This window comes from Arthrobacter sp. MDT2-34-1 (assembly GCF_059091365.1).
The window spans coordinates 530,853-548,175 of record NZ_JBNHGO010000001.1; the positions used below are offsets into that span (position 1 = coordinate 530,853).

The following is a 17,323-nucleotide window of genomic DNA, read 5'->3' on the forward strand; positions in this document are numbered from 1 at the left end:
GCCAAGGGCGTTTAGGGCAGACTGGTGGCGTGAGCGGAATCCCGTGGGTGCTGCACGTCGATCTCGACCAGTTCATCGCTGCGGTCGAAGTGCTCCGACGGCCGGAGCTTGCGGGCAAACCGATCATTGTCGGCGGCCGGGGCGACCCCACGGAACGGGCTGTGGTGTCGACCGCATCCTACGAAGCCCGGGCGTTCGGCGTCGGTTCCGGAATGCCCTTGCGCACGGCGGCACGGAAAGTGCCCGACGCCGTCATCCTCCCCGTCGATCACGAGGCGTACCTCGCGGCGTCAGAAGCGGTGATGAATACGCTGCGAGCGCAGCCAGGCGCCACCGTGCAGGTGCTGGGCTGGGATGAAGCCTTTGTCGGCGTCGAGACAGAGAATCCGGAAGCCTACGCCCGGCAGGTGCAGGCCGCCGTACTGGAGCGAACGCAGCTGCATTGCAGCGTGGGCATCGGCGACACTCTGGTCCGCGCCAAGGTCGCCACCGGTTTCGGCAAGCCGGCCGGCGTCTTTCGTCTCACCGCCGGGAACTGGCTTGACGTCATGGGCGGCCGGCCCACCAAGGACCTGTGGGGCGTCGGCACCAAGGTGTCGGGCCGGCTGGCCAAGCTCGGCATTAACACCGTTGCCGAGCTCGCCGCGTCCGACCCCCAAGAGCTGGTGCCGGAGTTCGGCCCTAAGATGGGGCCCTGGTACGCGGAACTCGGACGCGGGGACGGCGCCAGCGTCGTGGACGACACCCCGTGGGTTGCCCGGGGGCACAGCCGGGAGACCACCTTCCAGCGGGACCTGACTGAGCCCGCCGAGGTCGACGGCGCCGTCAGGGAGCTGACAGCGCGGGTCCTTGAGGACGTTGTGGCCGAGGGACGGCCCGTTGTCGGGCTGACGCTGAAGGTCCGGTACGCACCCTTCTTCACCAAGACCCACGCTAGGAAGATTCCCGAGACATTCGACCGGAACGAAATCCTCGCGCGGGCCCTGGACCTCGCAGCCGGAATCGAAGGGGGTCGTCCCATCCGGCTCTTGGGCCTGCGTGCCGAAATGGCGATGCCCGATGACGCCCGACAGGGACATACGCCGACGCGCGGCGGTTGGTGACGGCCCCTGGCCATGCCGACACGCGTTGACCCTGTTCCCGGCGTGCTGCCACACTTGTGTGTGCAGGGCAGGTTGGTTCAAAGGAGACCCTCATGTCACCCATGATCCGCAAGAGTCTGGACGAGCCCGAAGAAACCCGGCCTTTCGAGGACGGTAAGGGGAAGCTGGATCTGATCAATCTCGAGTCAGGCCCCGTCGGGCGAGCGGTTTTCGAACCCGGTTGGCAGTGGTCCAAGCACGTGAAACCCATCGCTAAGACGGACAGCTGTCAGGTGGCCCATACCGGCTATGTGTTGTCCGGACGACTCAAGATCGTCATGGACGACGGCGAGGAAAACGAGTTCGCTGTCGGCGACCTTATGTCGGTTCCGCCCGGTCACGATGCCTGGGTCGTAGGCGATGAGCAGTGCGTGGTCCTTGATTGGCACGGATACAGTGACTACGCCAAGCGACAGGACTAAGAGCGCCGCCTCGCGTCCCCGCAGCTGGCACGACTGACGCCCTCTAAGGCGCCATCCTCGGTTCCTCCTCCCCGGCCCGGGGAGGAGAACGTATTACTTCCCGGCCGCCTCGTCGAGCATTTCGCACAGATCGTGCACGTGCCGCGTGGTGTTCAGCAGGATATCCACCGATGTTGGCTCTTCTTCGGGGTCCTCGGACAGGTGGGCCTGAATACTCAGCCACCCCCGGTCATAATAGAAAAACTCCGGGAAGCCTTCTTCGGCCAGAGCCGCGGCGTCAACGTCGCTTAAGGGGTAAATAATCGAGGGACCCCTGAGTGAATCCGTGACGGTCAGCCGATCGGCCGAGAAATGTTGAACCATACGACCGGAGACGTCGAGTTCATCGATGAAGGCATCGTCCGAGGCGCGCGTCAGGTCCACGGTGGACCCGCCCCGGAACTTCACCACCGTTGACCCGTTCTCTTTTACCCAGGCCTTGTAGTGGACATCCCGGACGTCTCCAGCTTCCAGGGTGACGGTCGTGCCGCACACCTCAATCTCTATTGGAGCGTAGTAATCGTCGGGGACGGGCAGGTAGTGCCCCCCAGTGTCCTCGGGCGGCCAAGGGGCGGGGGTTTCCTCCTGGGGCGTTGCAATGGCCGGCGCGGTCCCCGCGGCGAGGGCAAGAGCAATGAAAATGGGCAGGCGCAGTGTCTTCTTGGTGATCATGATGGGGCTCCTGGGCGGGCAGGAGGCTTCTCGCTCATCCTGCAGGGAGATGCGTTGGATGCCGTAGTGGCGACAGGTCCGTTGAGTGAACCACGGTCCCTGCGTTCCTCCCCCAGCCAGGCGCACAGTGCGGTCAACCTACGCCTGCGGTTCTGCGACTGTCAACGAGTTCTGACGCAGTCCCACTACCCTCTCTCATTAAGGGTGTATAAAACCGTGCAAAAAGAAATGCACCGTTTCTCCCAGTTGCGAATGGGATATCAGGAGGCAGGCGATAACGTCACATCCAAAGGTGAGCATTAGGGGCGGAAGCGATGTCGATGCCCGAATTAAGGTTATTTCCCGCACCAGATTCTTCGAGTTATTGCCCATCCGAGCAGAGGCACCCCTTTTGGTTGTGCGATAGTTCAGCAACAACTGTATAGTCAGTCCATGCTGACTATAACTTCGAGGCTGGATGTCATGAATCGCCTAGGGCGGGCCATGGCCGATTCAAGCCGAGCATCCATCCTCATGACCCTGCTCAAGGGGCCAAGCTACCCTGCCGTCCTCGCGCGCAGCCTGAACTTGACGCGTTCGAATGTTTCCAATCACCTGACGTGCCTTCGTGATTGCGGCATCGTCATTGCCGAACCTGAAGGTCGGCAAACCCGGTACGAGATCGCCGACCCCCACCTGGCGAACGCTCTACGGGCCCTCGTTGAAGTGACACTGATGGTGGACGAAAACAAACCCTGCGCCGACCCTGCATGCCCGCTGCCCGGGTGCTGCGAGGGGTCCCGATGACAGCACCAACTGCGCTCTCTGCCGAGCGGCGTTTAGTACTGCACCGCCGTGTGCGACTCATTGTCGCTTCCACCATCACGTACAACCTGATCGAAGCCATTGTCGCGATCTGGGCCGGCTCCATGGCTTCGTCTGCCGCGCTCATCGGCTTCGGCCTCGATTCCATCATCGAGGTTCTCTCCGCGGCAGCGGTCGCCTGGCAGTTCACACGCAAAGATCCCGAACGTTGGGAGAAAGTGACTGTCCGCGCAATCGGGATTGCCTTTTTCGCCTTAGCGGCCTACGTCACCATAGACGCAGTACTGGCTCTCTCGGGCATTGAAAAGGTCGAGCACAGCCCCCTCGGCATCGGTATCGCTTCACTGAGTCTCATCGTGATGCCCGTGCTCGCGTGGTTCGAGTTCCGGACCGGGCGTGAGTTGAACTCGAAGAGCGTTCAGGCAGATGCCAAACAACTATTGCTCTGCATCTACTTGTCCGGGACTGTGCTGATTGGTCTACTTCTGAACACCTTGTTCGGGTGGACCTGGGCAGATTCGATCGCGGCTCTCGTGGTTGCAGCCCTTGCCGTCCGCGAAGGCATCGAGGCATGGAGGGGAGATGTCGAGTCGCCATTCGAGGTCTTCGAAGAACTCCGCGACGACGAAGAAGCAGACCGAGAATAACCAGGATGAGGGGCTCATGGAGAAGGCCGATGATGGGGATCAACGAAACGTTTCCGCGGCTTGGTGCAGTCAGCGCGGGGCCGGCAGTGCTGGGCACCAAAGCGGCCGTGCTCGATGCCCTCTCGGCGGAGGGATTCAATGTTCCGCCGGGCTTCGTGGTTACCTCAGAGGCCTCCGACCGGAACGACATCGCCAACGCCTTGCAGGACGCCGCCGACCTGATTGGTCCGGGGCCCTTTGCGGTCAGGTCCTCCGCGCCTGCCGAGGACCTGCCCGGCGCCTCGTATGCGGGCCTTTACGAGACGTACCTTAACGTCGCACGGGATGATCTCGAGGGTGCAATCAGGCGCTGCCTGGCGTCCGCTGCGCACTATCGGGTGGCGGCATATGAGTCAGCACGCGGAGCGTCAGGTCAGCCACAACCGGCGGCCGCTTCCATGGCGGTGCTCGTTCAACAGATGGTCCAGCCGCTGGCCGCCGGCGTCGCATTCACCTCCAATCCCCTCACCGGGGAGAGAGACGAAACCATCATCACTGCCGTCCAAGGACTCGGGGAATCCCTCGTGGCCGGCGACGCCGTCGGGGAACAATGGACTGTCCGGGCTCAGGACGCCGTCTGTACGCGGAACGCCGGCACCCTCACTCGAGTTCAGGCACGGGAAGTAGCGGAGCTGGCCCGCAATGTCGCGGCCCGTGCCGGAGTCCCGCAGGACATTGAATGGGCCATCGACCCGGCGGGCGTGCTGTTCCTTCTGCAGGCCCGCCCCATGACGGCCATGCCGGAGGTTGTCGATTGGGTGGCGCCAGGCAAAGGCCTGTGGTCACGAAACTTCCGCCTCGGTGAATGGCTGCCGGAACCGATGACGCCGCTGTTCCAGGACTGGCTCCTGCCCCGGATTGAGTCCGGATACCTTGACGGCATGCAGGCCGACGCCCGCGTGCGGGTGCCTTTCCGATATGCCTCCGTCAACGGGTGGTACTACAACTCCCCGCCGGTGCCGTCGCTAAGGCTTCTCGCACAAGCAATTTTCGACAGCCACGGCCGGGCACCCTGGTTCCTGTTCAACACTCTCATCCGCGTCTCCACCAATCCTGCCGCAGCGCATCACGCAGTTCTCCATGGCTTGGAACTGCGGTGGCGCAACCAGCTGCTGCCCGATTACCGCGAGCTCGTGCGGAAAGCTGAACAGGAGGTCGATTCAGCATCCCGAGCCGGGATTGTCGAACTCGTGGATGCCCTGTGCCGCCGGGCCGGAATCTATCTTTGGTCACTTGCCGTCGTCGGCGGATCTGCTTGGAAGATGGAAACCGCACTCGCCCGGTTCTGGCAGAAGCATCTGGCCGCGCCTCTGCACGGAACGGCGGCAGGAGAAACCGGACATCAGGCGCTCCTTCGCGGTCTGGCGGGGACCGCACCAGCACAGGTTCCCCACGCGGTCTACTCCCTGGACTGGTACCACCCCACCGCCGGAGAAGCAATGCCCCAGCACCGGAGCGTTGAACAACTGCCGGCTACCGGGAAGACCAAAGCTCTTCGCGTTCAGCGTGCCCAGACCGAAGCAACGGCACGCAAGGCACTCCAGGATCAACCAAAAGTACTCGCACGTTTCAATGCCCTCGTTGAAGTGGCCCAACACTACGCGGTTCTGCGGGAAGAACAGTCTCGCGACCTAAGCCTGGGCTGGCCGGTGCTACGCCGCTGCGCCCGCCGCCTCGGCGAACTGTCGGTCGCCAGCCGAATCATCGAAGACGCATCGTACCTGCATTTCCTGAGGTTGGATGAGGTCACCCGACCGTCTGCGGGTGCGCGGCCGCCCGTGGCCAGCCGACGCGGCGCTTGGCAACGGCAGCGGAAACTCGTTGCACCGCTGACCTTGGGCGATCCCGGCAAGTTCATCGGCGATCCGATCGCCCGCGCAGTGGAAGCAGCAAGAAGTTCTCCTCACCTGCCGGAAGGGGCCATCCTAGGCCAGCCGGCGAGCATTGGCCGGATCACAGCTATCGTCCGTGTCATGCATGGGCCGGAGGACTTCGACACCTTCCTCGACGGTGAGGTACTGGTCGCTAAGTCGACGGCGCCCGCGTGGACACCCCTCTTCGCCCGTGCGGCAGCGGTCGTCACGGACGGCGGCACCCTGGCGGCTCACGCCTCTCTGGTCGCCCGGGAATTCGGCATACCGGCTGTCGTCGGAACGGGAGACGCGACCCTCCAGCTTCGGACAGGACAACGCGTCACCGTCGACGGCGGTGCCGGCATCGTCCTGCCGATTCAGACGGACCCCTGACCCAGCCGTGGGCACGCTACTGTGGCACTCAGAGGTCGGGCAGGATACCCGCGGCTTTGTCCGAGGCTCCGGGTGCCAGCGAGTAGTAGGCCCAGATGCCCCGCTTTTCGCGGTTTAGCAGGCCGGCATCCACCAGGATTTTCAGGTGGTGGGAGACGGTGGGCTGGCCGAGGTCCAAGGGTTCGGTGAGATCGCAAACGCACGATTCGCCGGAGGCCGATTCCGGCGGGCGCGCAACTCATGCTCTGAGGGTCAGGATCCGTCCTTCTGGGAAGAGTGCGGGACAACAACGTCGTCGGCCATGCGCGACGCCGCAGGGAAGAGGAGCACAAGGAGGCCGATACCCAATGCCGCACCGATGATCTGCGCCAACACGAATCCGGGGACGGAGCTCGGAGCGATGCCGGCAAACGTGTCGCTGAAGATTCGGCCGACCGTTACCGCAGGGTTGGCGAAAGACGTCGAGGACGTGAACCAGTACGCCGCGCCAATGTACGCACCCACAGCGGGAGCCGCAAGGATACCCCTTCGAGTGGCAGCCAGGGAGAAGATCAGCAGAATGAGCCCGGCCGTCGCAACCACCTCGCCCAGCAGCGTTCCCGAAGTTGCTCGATCCTTGGTCGAGACGGTCGTACCCACTTCAAACATGGCGTTGGCGAGTACGCTGCCGCCGATCCCACCGACCATCTGCGCCACCAGATACGTGCCCAATTCCGGAAGGGTCAAGCCGGTGCGGCTGCGCCTGCCCAGAAGCCAGTCCGCGAGCGACACCATGGGATTGAAGTGAGCGCCGCTGACCGGTCCAAACATGAGGATCAGAACCGTGAGGCCCAGCACCGTGGCGGTGCTGTTCTGCAGCAGCTGCAGTCCCACATCGTTCGGGGAAAGTTGCTGCGCGGCAATGCCCGAGCCGACGACGATGCAAACAAGCAGTGCCGTACCGAGCAGCTCGGCGACAGCGCGGCGCCACAAGGGCGGCAGGTGTGAAGTCATGAGATCCAGCTTGACCGAATAAATTAACTCAGTCAAAATTGAATCAATGACTATTGAGCTAAACGGGGACTTTCAGGCGCGAGTTGCAAAACATGCCGCCCTCGCAGACCCTGCCCGCCTGCGGATTGTCGATCTGCTGACGCTCGGAGACTACTCACCGACGGAGCTTCAGGCGGAGCTCGGCATCCCCTCCAACCTGCTGTCCCACCACCTGCGCACCTTGGAAGCTGCCGGCCTCGCGACCCGCCGCCGCTCGGAGGCGGATAAGCGGCGCAGCTACATCAGACTCACCTCCGGGGCGCTGGAGGGGCTGTCGCCCCGGCGTGAACACGGCGTGCGCCGCGTCCTCTTCGTCTGCACGCGCAACAGCGCACGGTCTCAGCTGGCGACTGCCCTATGGCGGCGCGTGAGTAAAATTCCGGCGACGTCGGCGGGCACGCAGCCGGCAGACCGCGTCGCCCAGGGGGCCATCGATATCGCGCAACGTCACGGCGTCAATCTCGGGAACGCAAGTCCGCGCCAACTGACTGACGTTGCAACCAGCGACGACTTTATCGTCACCGTGTGCGACAACGCGCACGAGGAACTGCCGAGCCTGGAAGGAATTCACTGGTCCGTTCCGGACCCCGTCCGATCGAACACCAACGACGCTTTCGAACACGCCTTCCTCGACATCTCCAACCGCATCAGCGATCTCGCGCCACGCCTGCGCGCCGCCTGACCAGCCGGGCAGAACAAGCGCATTGCAAATATCGACAATCATCAATATGGGGGCCGGATGCTGCCCACATCGACAGGCATCAATGCGGAGTCGGTGCAGCGATGGAGCGGCTGTACACCCAAGCAAAACCACCACCGTTCGAACCACTGGAGAAACCCGTGAGCACCGGTACCATCAAAAAGCCTTCCGTCCTCTTCGTCTGCGTCCACAACGCAGGGCGTTCGCAGATGGCGGCGGCATTCCTGACCACCTTCTCCGAAGGCGCCATCGAAGTCCGCTCGGCCGGCTCCCAGCCCGCTGACAAGGTCAACCCGGCCGCAGTGGAGGCCATGGCCGAACTCGGCATCGACATGTCCGCCGAGATCCCGAAGGTCCTCACCGCCGAGGCCGTCAAGGAGTCGGACGTCGTGATCACCATGGGCTGCGGCGACGAATGCCCCTATTTCCCCGGCAAGCGCTATGAGGACTGGGTCCTGGATGACCCGGCCGGGCAGGGTGTGGACGCTGTCCGCCCCATCCGCGACGAGATCAAGACCCGCATCGAGGGATTGATCGAATCCCTGATCCCGGCCGCCAACTAGTCCAACCCGTATGTCGCCGGCCCCCTGCGGACCGCCAGCCGGGCCACCGCCATTAGCCGAAGAGCACTCGTCTCGAGTCCGGAAGGGGTGCCGGACGGGCCGTTGCGGACTCAAGCACAAGCAGAGGGTTAGCCAGGCCGCACGTCAGTGACCCCGTCCCCGGCAGGGCGTACCGTGTCGACCGATGCCCCTGCCGATATTTGCCGCTTGATCTGCTCGAGCTCATCTTTGAGCAGGTCAACGGTGACGCGATACTGGTCGAACTGCGCCGTCCGGCGCCTGGCCACGGAGTAACTGATGCCGGCCGCGAGGATGCCCAGCGGGAACGCCACCATCAGGGCCCAGCCGGACGCGGCAAGGAACTCGAGCGCTACGGGAAGCGCATGCCTGAAGGCCAGGAACTCGTTCACGCCACCGACGACTCCATCAAGAGCGGTGTCCAGCGGGCCCAGAAACTCCCCCACGACAGGCGTCCCGGAAAGCGACGGAGCGCTCAGCGGCGGTTCTCCCCCTGTGGACCAGCGTGAATCACGGAAATGGTTCAGGACGTAGATCCCGGCAACCGCATTAAGGGCCGCGAAGAGGAGGACGGAACCAAGAACAGTCCAATGAAGCCTGCGGGGACGCCACGCGCCGGCCACTAGCGCAAAGACGGCGGCCGCACACCAGGAAAAGACGCGGAGTTCGTCGCGGCTCATCCCGCCCAAGAGATCCAAGATATTCTCCGCCCCTCACAGTTGGAATCGATGGTTGTTCCGGTTACAAGCGCGCCTGTCCCAGTCACTTCCGGCCGTTCCCGAAGGCAGCTAAAGGAACGGCCTACCTGAGCGTTGCTCAGATAGGCCGTTCATATTACCCGGAGGCGACCATCTTGCTGGGACGGCCGCGATCCCCCAATGGAAGAAAGAGGGAGGGAGGAGGACCTAGAAGTCCCAGTCTTCGTCTTCGGTGTTGACGGCCTTGCCGATCACGTAGGAGGAGCCGGAGCCGGAGAAGAAGTCGTGGTTCTCGTCCGCGTTGGGGCTCAGGGCGGAGAGGATGGCCGGGTTCACGTCGGTCACGGTGGACGGGAACATGGCCTCGTAGCCCAGGTTCATCAGCGCCTTGTTGGCGTTGTAGTTCAGGAACTTCTTGACGTCCTCGGACAGGCCGACGGCGTCGTAGAGGTCGTGGGTGTACTGCACCTCGTTCTCGTACAGCTCGTAGAGCAGCTCGAAGGTGTAGTCCTTCAGCTCCTGCTTGCGCGCCTCGGACTCCCCCTCGACGCCCTTCTGGAACTTGTAGCCGATGTAGTAACCGTGCACCGCCTCGTCGCGGATGATCAGCCGGATCAGGTCCGCGGTGTTGGTCAGCTTGGCCCGTGAGGACCAGTACATCGGCAGGTAGAAGCCTGAGTAGAACAGGAAGGACTCCAGCAGCGTGGAGGCGACCTTGCGCTTGAGCGGGTCATCGCCGTAGTAGTAGCCCTCGATGATCCGGGCCTTCTTCTGCAGGTTCTCGTTCTCGGTGGACCACCGGAACGCCTCGTCGATCTCCTTGGTGGAGCACAAGGTGGAGAAGATCGACGAATAGCTCTTGGCATGCACCGACTCCATGAACGCGATGTTCGTGTAGACGGCTTCCTCATGCGGAGTCAGCGCATCCGGGATCAGGCTGACGGCGCCGACTGTTCCCTGGAGCGTGTCCAGCAGGGTCAGGCCGGTGAAGACGCGCATGGTGAGCAGCTTTTCGTCTTCGGTCAACGTGCCCCAGGACTGCACATCATTGGACAGCGGGACCTTTTCGGGCAGCCAGAAGTTGTTGCAGAGCCGGTTCCAGACCTCAACGTCCTTCTCGTCCTCGATCCGGTTCCAGTTGATCGCTTCCACGTGGTGCAGAAGCTTGACCTTCTCGGCTGACATCGCGTCCCCTTCTTCCCAAAGTCTGTCTTGTTCCATAGTGCCCGAATGCCGGCCGCGGTGCGGCCGGCTGGGCCAGCGGGTGGTGGCCGGATGTCCGGCTTCCCGTCGGCGCCCGTACGACGGCGGGCGGGCACCCGCCGTCGTACTTTTCAGTTGTCCGGGTCTGCTACAGCATGCAGCTGACGCAGCCCTCTACCTCGGTCCCCTCCAGCGCGAGCTGGCGGAGCCGGATGTAGTAGATGGTCTTGATGCCCTTGCGCCAGGCGTAGATCTGCGCCTTGTTGATGTCGCGGGTGGTGGCGGTGTCCTTGAAGAACAGCGTCAGCGACAGGCCCTGGTCCACGTGCTGGGTGGCCGCGGCGTAGGTGTCGATGATCTTCTCGTAGCCGATTTCGTACGCGTCCTGGTAGTACTCCAGGTTGTCGTTGGTCAGGTACGGGGCCGGGTAGTACACGCGGCCCAGCTTGCCTTCCTTGCGGATCTCAATCTTGGAGGCCACCGGGTGGATCGAGGACGTGGAGTTGTTGATGTAGGAGATCGAACCAGTGGGCGGGACGGCCTGCAGGTTCTGGTTATAGATCCCGTGCTCCATGACGGAGGCCTTCAGCTCCCGCCAGTCGGCCTGGGTGGGGATCTCCACATGCGCGAAGAGCTCCTTGACCCGGTCGGTCTGCGGCACCCACTCCTGCTCGGTGTACTTGTCGAAGAACTCGCCCGAGGCGTACTTGGACTTCTCGAACCCGCCGAAGGTCTGACGGTGTTCGATCGCGAGCTTGTTCGAGGCACGCAGCGCGTGGAACAGCACCGTGTAGAAGTAGATGTTGGTGAAGTCCAGGCCTTCCTCGGAACCGTAATGGACCCGCTCGCGGGCCAGGTAGCCGTGCAGGTTCATCTGGCCCAGGCCGATGGCGTGCGACTGCAGGTTGCCTTCGGCGATCGAGGGCACCGAGTTGATGTAGGACATGTCCGACACCGCGGTGAGCGCGCGGATGGCGGTCTCGATGGAGGTGCCGAAGTCGGGCGAGTCCATGGTCTTGGCGATGTTCATCGAGCCGAGGTTGCAGGAAATGTCCTTGCCGATTTCGGCGTAGGTGAGGTCCTCGTTGTACAGCGACGGCGAGGAAACCTGCAGGATCTCCGAGCAGAGGTTGGACATGATGATCTTGCCGTGGATCGGGTTGGCGCGGTTCACCGTGTCCTCGAACATGATGTACGGGTAGCCCGATTCGAACTGGATCTCGGCCAGCGTCTGGAAGAACTCGCGGGCGCTGATCTTGGTCTTCTTGATCCGGCTGTCGTCGACCATCTCGTAGTACTTCTCCGAGACGGAGATGTCCGAGAACGGCACCCCGTAGACGCGTTCGACGTCGTACGGGGAGAACAGGTACATGTCCTCGTTCTTCTTCGCCAGCTCGAACGTGATGTCCGGGACGACAACGCCCAGCGAGAGCGTCTTGATCCGGATCTTCTCGTCGGCGTTCTCGCGCTTGGTGTCCAGGAAGCGGTAGATGTCCGGGTGGTGGGCATGCAGGTACACCGCGCCGGCACCCTGGCGGGCGCCGAGCTGGTTGGCGTAGGAGAAGCTGTCTTCGAGCAGCTTCATGACGGGGATGACGCCGGAGGACTGGTTCTCGATCTGCTTGATCGGCGCGCCGTGCTCGCGGATGTTGGTCAGCGACAGCGCGACGCCGCCGCCGCGCTTGGACAGCTGCAGGGCGGAGTTGATGCCGCGGGCGATCGACTCCATGTTGTCTTCGATGCGCAGCAGGAAGCAGGAGACCAGCTCGCCGCGCTGCTTCTTGCCGGCGTTCAGGAACGTGGGCGTGGCCGGCTGGAAGCGGCCGTCGATGATCTCGTCCACCAGCCGGTTCGCCAGTTCCTCGTCGCCCCTGGCCAGGTGCAGGGCCACCATGCAGACGCGGTCTTCGTAGCGCTCCAGGAAACGCTTGCCGTCGAACGTCTTGAGCGTGTAGGACGTGTAGAACTTGAACGCGCCCAGGAACGTCTCGAAGCGGAACTTCTTCTTGTAGGCCCGGTCGTAGAGCGACCGGACAAAGTTCATCGTGTACTGGTCGAGCGTCTCGCGCTCGTAGTAGTCGTTCTTGATCAGGTAGTCGAGTTTTTCTTCCAGGTCATGGAAGAACACGGTGTTGTTGTTAACGTGCTGCAGGAAGTACTGGCGCGCAGCCTCGCGGTCGGCCTCGAACTGGATCTTCCCGTCCGGACCGTAAAGGTTGAGCATGGCATTGAGTTCGTGGTAGCCCAGTCCCTTAAATGCCGCCGGCAGTTCTGCCTTGGCATCGGCTACGGCTGCGGGTGCAACTGTCGTTTCCAAAAGTGTTCCAATCCTTGCTTGACCCGGTCGACGTCCTCGGACGTGCCCATGAGTTCGAATCGATAGAGAAGCGGCACCTGGCACTTTGCGGCGATCTTCTCCGCCGCCAGGCAGTACGTTGTGCCGAAGTTCGTGTTGCCGGAGCCGATCACTCCACGGAGCAGGCGCCGGTTCTCCTCGAGGTTGAGGAATTTGATGACCTGTGGCGGAATCGAATTCCGGCCGGATTCGCCGCCGTACGTCGGCAGTACCAGGACGAACGGCCGGAGCGCGTGCAGCGTCTCCTGCTGGGTGCGCAGCGGGATCCGTGCCGCCGGCAGCCCCAGCTTCTGCATGAAGCGGTCGGTGTAGCCGGAGGCGGAGGAGAAATAGATCAGGTCCGTCTCGGCGGTCCCGCCGGTTGCCGGACCCGCCTCACGCCTGGCGGCCTCACTCATCAGCAGCTCGGTCATGGCGTTTGGTTCTGGTTCCGAACGAATCCGCTCAGGCTACCGAGGCAGCGGCCTGGGCCAGCTCCTCGATCTTGTCCGGGCGGAACCCGGACCAGTGGTCCTGCTCGGTGACGACGACGGGCGCCTGCATGTAACCAAGGGAACGGACACGCTCCAGCGCTTCCGGATCCTGGGACAGGTCAACGCTCTGGTAGGCGATGCCCTTCTTGTCCAGAGCCCGGTACGTGGCATTGCACTGCACGCATGCTGGCTTGGTGTAAACCGTTACAGTCATGGTCCTTCTCCCCTAATTCTCGGTACGGCGTTCTGCTGATTTCTGGCTGTGCGGCTGTCCCTGAGAAGAACCCGCGCTCGCTGCCCGCCAGCGGTTCCAATACTACATCTAGTGGACTCAACCGTTCGGAACCCCAAGATGATGTATTACAAGTATGTCATTCCGTGCCCACCTTCGTCCACAGCCCATGGGGATATTTTCGGGGGTTAAACAGTTGATATTCCGGCCTTTCCAGGGCGCCATCCACAGCCTGTGGATGGGCTGCCCACAACTTCGGAAAGTCTCGTGTCGCCGTTTCGTCGGCGTGTCGCCCCTAGTGCCGGCACCACTAGATGTTGTGGTCCCGGCGTCCGTCGTTTTTTCTGCTGCCGCTCCCGTGCTCGGGACCTTAGCGGCCACCTCGGACAATCGGCCGGACGATACGGCCGGACCATTCGGGCGGCTCCATGCTCCGTGGTCGGGCGGCTTTCACCCCCTGACTGCCAGTGCAGCACGTCCGGGCTTCGAACCACTCCCCCTCGCGTGAATGCGGCACCCTTAACACAACGCTGTGGCGGCCCGCGGGATTCCTCCAAGTGCGGCCCGCGGCTCTCGCAGAGCCCAAGGTAGGCTTAGCGCAAGGGTGAATGAGCCACAGGAGGGCTGATGGTCAACACGGTGCACCTGCGCACCTTGCTCGAAGTGACCCGGCGCGGGTCGTTTGCCGCGGCCGCGGCCAACCTGGGCTATACGGCCTCGGCCGTTTCGCAGCAGATGTCCGCGCTGGAGCGCGAGACGGGCGCCAAGCTGTTCGAGCGCTCGGCGCGCAGCGTGCAGCCGACCGAAACGGCGATGGTGATGTCCCGGCACGCGGCCAAGGTCCTCACGGACATCGATGCGCTGCTGGCTGCCACCGCCCGCAGCCAGGACACCAGCACGCAGGAGGTCAGGCTCGGGATCTTTCCCAGCCTGGCCACCTACGTACTCCCCCGGTTGCTGCAGGCCCCCGGATGGCCGGGCCTGGGGATCAACCTCAAGGTATCCGTCGCCGAGCCGGGCCAGACGATCCAAGGGTTGCGGGCCGGCGGCGGACTCGACGTCGCTCTGGTGTTCCAGGTCGGCCAGGGCGGGCTGGCCTGGCCCAACACGGTGAGCCGGCAATGGATCGGCGACGACAATTTCAGGGTGGTACTGCCCGAATCATGGGGCATTCGGCCCGGGGCTTCGGTGACGGCCTCCCAGTTGGCGGAGATGCCCTGGATCATGCACCATCCCGGCACGGCGGACGCCACCGTGATCGAGCGCCTCTTCGCCAGCTGCAACCTCCACCCGCGGGTGGTCGCCTACTGCGACGACTTCAACGCCAGCCTCGCCATGGCCGCCGCGGGTCTGGGCGCCGCGCTGGTTCCGGAGCTCGCGATGCACAACGGGCCCGACGGCATCGTGGTGCTGGACGTCCCGGAAATCCGGCTGGCACGGAATATCTTTGCGCTGCTGATCAACGACCGGCAGAACGCCCAGCTCGGCCTGTTCATGGATCAGCTGTCAGTGATCCTGCGCGACATGAGCATCACGACCAGGCGCACCTGAGGGCTTCGCCAGGGCAGGCGCCGCCGGTCCCGCCACAGGTTGTTTCTTTCCCAACCGGAGCAACGGCGCGTTCGCCCACAGCTGAATCTGTGCGCAGATCCGCAGAGGAAAGGCAGGAGCACAGCGCTTTCGCCTTGAAGTACCGGGGTTTGAAGGAGTTGTGGCGCTTGGCGGATACAAAAAGGTCCGGTGCAAACAGTCTGTTTGCACCGGACCTTCGCTGATTGGTGGAGCTGAGGGGACTCGAACCCCTGACCCCCTGCATGCCATGCAGGTGCGCTACCAGCTGCGCCACAGCCCCTGGAATGGAATGATTCGCCAAAACGGCAATATATTCCGCTGCGTGAATATCACCGATGGTGCTTCACGGAGTGGAGCTGAGGGGACTCGAACCCCTGACCCCCTGCATGCCATGCAGGTGCGCTACCAGCTGCGCCACAGCCCCGTTATCCTCGCGGATTCCGCGCCGCTTCCTTCGAAGCAACTTGAATATTCTATGCAGAGACTCGCACGGATTCCAAATCAGCGGATGGTTCCGGGCGGCCGGCGGAGGATCGGTTCCGGCCGGCAGTACCCATCCGCCCCGGCTACTCCGTGTCCGTCGATGCGGCCTTCGCGTCCAGCTGCAAGTCGATGAACGGGCAATCCTTCCACAGACGCTCCAGGGCATAGAAGACGCGGTCTTCCTGATGCTGGACGTGGATGACCACGCCTGCGTAGTCGAGCAGCACCCAGCGCCCCTCGGACCGGCCTTCGCGGCGGACCGGTCGCAGGTCCTGCTTGTGCAGCTCCTCTTCGATGCCGTCGACGATGGCATTGACCTGCCGCTCGGTGGGTGCCGAGGCGATGAGGAACACGTCGGTGATCGCCAGCCGTTCGCTGACATCGATGGCGACGATGTCTTCGGCGATTTTGTCGCTGGCTGCCTTCGCGGCAGTGCGCGCAATGGCGATTGAGCTCTCGGGTGCGGTCATGTGTCTCCTTGGAATGTGAACCAGCGATTGAGCGGCGGCGTTAGCCGCCAAAAATACCGAGCATCATGGCGATACCCGCCGCGAACGCAGCGGCGCCGAGCACCAGCGCACCACCGACTGCGAGCCTCACCCGGCGGACCCGGTCGAGCCCTGCCGTCCGGGCGTCGAGGGGGTCCAGCCCGTAGGCGCTGCTGGCCTTGAGCGGATGGATGGTGGCACCGCGCCCTTCGGCCAGCGCTTCGGCCTGGGCCAGGATCTTCGATCGCGGCGGTGCCGACGCGGCCGTGTCCACCGGCGTCGGAACGGGTTTCCGGTCCTGCCCCGCCGGCTTCCCTGATCCTGCCGGCACAGCCTGGGTCGCCGCCGGCGGTTGCGGCTTGACCGTTTCGGGTGCCGGCTTCCGGCGGGCGGGCACCTGCTGCCGGCCGGGCGGGGCCTGCGCCGGAGCGGACGGTGCTTGGTTTGGAGCCGGCGTCGTCACCACCGGAACGTAGGATGTCGACGACGGCCGGAGCACGTGCCGGTCGGTCCCCGGGACGGCCACGAATTCCATCGGTGCGGAGGCAATGTCCGCCGCCGGCCGCTCCATGGCCGTGTGCCGGCGCTGTTCGTTTTCGTCGCTGAGCCGCTTCTTGTCCGCGGCCCTGCGGTTCAGGACGGCGGCACGCTCGGCGAGGGCCTTTTGCTGGGCCAGCAGTTCCAGGTCCACGTCATGCGGGTCCTGCTCCTGCCGGGATTCCATCATGGCCACCATGTTCTTGGCCTGGCCCATCAGCAGATCGCGGGCGGCCAGCGCCTGCTCAACGGTCATCTCGCCGGCGTCGACGGCCTCGCGCGCGGCCTCCGAGAGCGGCTTGTCCGGCGCGGCGGCCGGAGACTGGACCGGATGCCGGCCGGTGTCCCCGCTGCGCCGGGCCCGTCGCCCGCCCTCGATCGGCGGTCGCTGCGGCTCATACGGGACATCCGCCGGCGCGTCCGAGGTCCGGGCGCGCGCGTCTGCCGGGGCGGCCGGGGCACCGGATGTCCGGGCCCGCGCGCCGGCGGGAGCGCCCGACGTGCGCGCGCGGCTGCCCGCCGTGGCGGCGGGGCCGTTGGGGTTCCCGGGCCGGTCCCCGGTCGGGGCGCCGGACGTGGGGAGGCGGTTCTCGCGCTCCAACTGCTGTTGGCGCAGCTGGCGCCGGGTGGGAATCTGTTCCTGCTCGGGCGCCGGGATCTTGGGCAGCGCCTCGGTCAGGGTCTTGAGCGCACGGCGGGCCTCACGCTCGCGGGCGCGGGTCTGCGAAGACCGCTCGCCCTGGCGTTCGCGAGACTCCGTCCGGCTGTCGCCGGACGGCGCCTGGGCAACTTCTCCCCCGCCATCGACCGTGGCACCTGCCTGGTCATCCGGTGTCTGGGAGACATCCCCGGAGGCGTTCTCCGGACCCGTACCGGCGCCGTCGCGCTGCCGCCGGATGTCCCGGCGGCTGGGCGGCGGCTGGGATTGATTGCTCATGCTTTGCTGATCACCCAGAA

Annotated in this window: 17 protein-coding genes, 2 tRNA genes and 1 pseudogene; 8 read left to right on the forward strand and 12 right to left on the reverse strand. The window is 64.2% G+C overall.

Features of this window, described 5'->3' with window-relative positions:
- Positions 1–29 precede the first annotated feature (29 nt).
- Together AC5RVV_RS02465 and AC5RVV_RS02470 are read left to right on the forward strand one after the other, a co-directional pair.
- On the forward strand, positions 30–1,103 hold the full coding sequence (locus AC5RVV_RS02465) for a DNA polymerase IV (protein WP_493999850.1): 1,074 nt from the start codon (positions 30–32) through the stop codon (positions 1,101–1,103).
- A gap of 92 nt (positions 1,104–1,195) precedes the next feature.
- Positions 1,196–1,564 (forward strand): cupin domain-containing protein, encoded by a 369-nt coding sequence (locus AC5RVV_RS02470; protein WP_493999851.1) that lies wholly within the window; start codon positions 1,196–1,198, stop codon positions 1,562–1,564.
- 93 nt (positions 1,565–1,657) lie between these two features.
- Here the strand turns inward: AC5RVV_RS02470 and AC5RVV_RS02475 are convergent, their stop codons facing one another.
- Positions 1,658–2,275 (reverse strand): hypothetical protein, encoded by a 618-nt coding sequence (locus AC5RVV_RS02475; RefSeq protein ID WP_493999852.1) that lies wholly within the window; start codon positions 2,273–2,275, stop codon positions 1,658–1,660.
- A 432-nt stretch (positions 2,276–2,707) separates the two neighbouring features.
- Between AC5RVV_RS02475 and cmtR the strand changes: the two genes are divergently transcribed.
- The 3 genes from cmtR to AC5RVV_RS02490 are packed head-to-tail and all read left to right on the forward strand — an operon-like array spanning position 2,708 to position 6,011.
- Complete coding sequence (gene cmtR, locus AC5RVV_RS02480) at positions 2,708–3,061, forward strand: Cd(II)/Pb(II)-sensing metalloregulatory transcriptional regulator CmtR (protein WP_493999853.1); 354 nt, start codon at positions 2,708–2,710, stop codon at positions 3,059–3,061.
- Positions 3,058–3,726 (forward strand): cation efflux transmembrane domain-containing protein, encoded by a 669-nt coding sequence (locus tag AC5RVV_RS02485; RefSeq protein ID WP_493999854.1) that lies wholly within the window; start codon positions 3,058–3,060, stop codon positions 3,724–3,726. The genes cmtR and AC5RVV_RS02485 overlap by 4 nt, the downstream gene beginning before the upstream one ends.
- A gap of 29 nt (positions 3,727–3,755) precedes the next feature.
- Positions 3,756–6,011: a PEP/pyruvate-binding domain-containing protein gene (locus AC5RVV_RS02490; protein WP_493999855.1), complete on the forward strand. Its 2,256-nt coding sequence runs from the start codon at positions 3,756–3,758 to the stop codon at positions 6,009–6,011.
- Between the two features lie 28 nt (positions 6,012–6,039).
- Here AC5RVV_RS02490 and AC5RVV_RS02495 read toward each other — a convergent pair.
- Both AC5RVV_RS02495 and AC5RVV_RS02500 read right to left on the reverse strand, forming a co-directional pair.
- Positions 6,040–6,228 (reverse strand): annotated as a pseudogene (locus AC5RVV_RS02495) (ArsR/SmtB family transcription factor); the annotation flags it as partial.
- A 35-nt stretch (positions 6,229–6,263) separates the two neighbouring features.
- Positions 6,264–7,004 (reverse strand): aquaporin, encoded by a 741-nt coding sequence (locus tag AC5RVV_RS02500; RefSeq protein WP_493999856.1) that lies wholly within the window; start codon positions 7,002–7,004, stop codon positions 6,264–6,266.
- A gap of 46 nt (positions 7,005–7,050) precedes the next feature.
- Between AC5RVV_RS02500 and AC5RVV_RS02505 the strand changes: the two genes are divergently transcribed.
- Both AC5RVV_RS02505 and AC5RVV_RS02510 read left to right on the forward strand, forming a co-directional pair.
- Positions 7,051–7,725, forward strand: coding sequence for an arsenate reductase/protein-tyrosine-phosphatase family protein (locus AC5RVV_RS02505; protein WP_493999857.1), 675 nt, complete (start codon positions 7,051–7,053; stop codon positions 7,723–7,725).
- Between the two features lie 158 nt (positions 7,726–7,883).
- Entirely contained in the window at positions 7,884–8,306 is a 423-nt protein-coding gene (locus AC5RVV_RS02510; protein WP_493999858.1) for an arsenate reductase ArsC, read from the forward strand.
- Between the two features lie 128 nt (positions 8,307–8,434).
- Here AC5RVV_RS02510 and AC5RVV_RS02515 read toward each other — a convergent pair whose 3' ends face one another.
- The 5 genes from AC5RVV_RS02515 to nrdH form a co-directional block, all read right to left on the reverse strand.
- The gene (locus AC5RVV_RS02515) at positions 8,435–8,770 is read right to left on the reverse strand and encodes a hypothetical protein (protein WP_493999859.1); all 336 of its coding nucleotides are present in this window, start codon (positions 8,768–8,770) and stop codon (positions 8,435–8,437) included.
- A 459-nt stretch (positions 8,771–9,229) separates the two neighbouring features.
- Positions 9,230–10,207 (reverse strand): class 1b ribonucleoside-diphosphate reductase subunit beta, encoded by a 978-nt coding sequence (nrdF, locus tag AC5RVV_RS02520; RefSeq protein ID WP_493999860.1) that lies wholly within the window; start codon positions 10,205–10,207, stop codon positions 9,230–9,232.
- A gap of 166 nt (positions 10,208–10,373) precedes the next feature.
- The gene (gene nrdE / locus AC5RVV_RS02525) at positions 10,374–12,494 is read right to left on the reverse strand and encodes a class 1b ribonucleoside-diphosphate reductase subunit alpha (protein ID WP_494001260.1); all 2,121 of its coding nucleotides are present in this window, start codon (positions 12,492–12,494) and stop codon (positions 10,374–10,376) included.
- Between the two features lie 17 nt (positions 12,495–12,511).
- Positions 12,512–12,994, reverse strand: coding sequence for a class Ib ribonucleoside-diphosphate reductase assembly flavoprotein NrdI (gene nrdI / locus AC5RVV_RS02530; protein WP_493999861.1), 483 nt, complete (start codon positions 12,992–12,994; stop codon positions 12,512–12,514).
- Positions 12,995–13,025: 31 nt separating this feature from the next.
- Positions 13,026–13,268, reverse strand: coding sequence for a glutaredoxin-like protein NrdH (gene nrdH, locus AC5RVV_RS02535; RefSeq protein ID WP_127513743.1), 243 nt, complete (start codon positions 13,266–13,268; stop codon positions 13,026–13,028).
- A 645-nt stretch (positions 13,269–13,913) separates the two neighbouring features.
- On the opposite strand from nrdH, the gene AC5RVV_RS02540 reads away from it, so the two are divergent.
- Entirely contained in the window at positions 13,914–14,837 is a 924-nt protein-coding gene (locus AC5RVV_RS02540; protein WP_493999862.1) for a LysR family transcriptional regulator, read from the forward strand.
- Between the two features lie 225 nt (positions 14,838–15,062).
- Here AC5RVV_RS02540 and AC5RVV_RS02545 read toward each other — a convergent pair.
- From AC5RVV_RS02545 to AC5RVV_RS02560, 4 genes are all read right to left on the reverse strand, one after another.
- Positions 15,063–15,138 (reverse strand) — tRNA-Ala (locus tag AC5RVV_RS02545).
- A gap of 71 nt (positions 15,139–15,209) precedes the next feature.
- Positions 15,210–15,282 (reverse strand) — tRNA-Ala (locus AC5RVV_RS02550).
- A gap of 142 nt (positions 15,283–15,424) precedes the next feature.
- Positions 15,425–15,811, reverse strand: a complete 387-nt coding sequence (gene rsfS, locus AC5RVV_RS02555; RefSeq protein WP_493999863.1) for a ribosome silencing factor — start codon at positions 15,809–15,811, stop codon at positions 15,425–15,427.
- A gap of 40 nt (positions 15,812–15,851) precedes the next feature.
- Entirely contained in the window at positions 15,852–17,303 is a 1,452-nt protein-coding gene (locus AC5RVV_RS02560; protein WP_493999864.1) for a hypothetical protein, read from the reverse strand.
- Between the last annotated feature and the right edge of the window lie 20 nt (positions 17,304–17,323).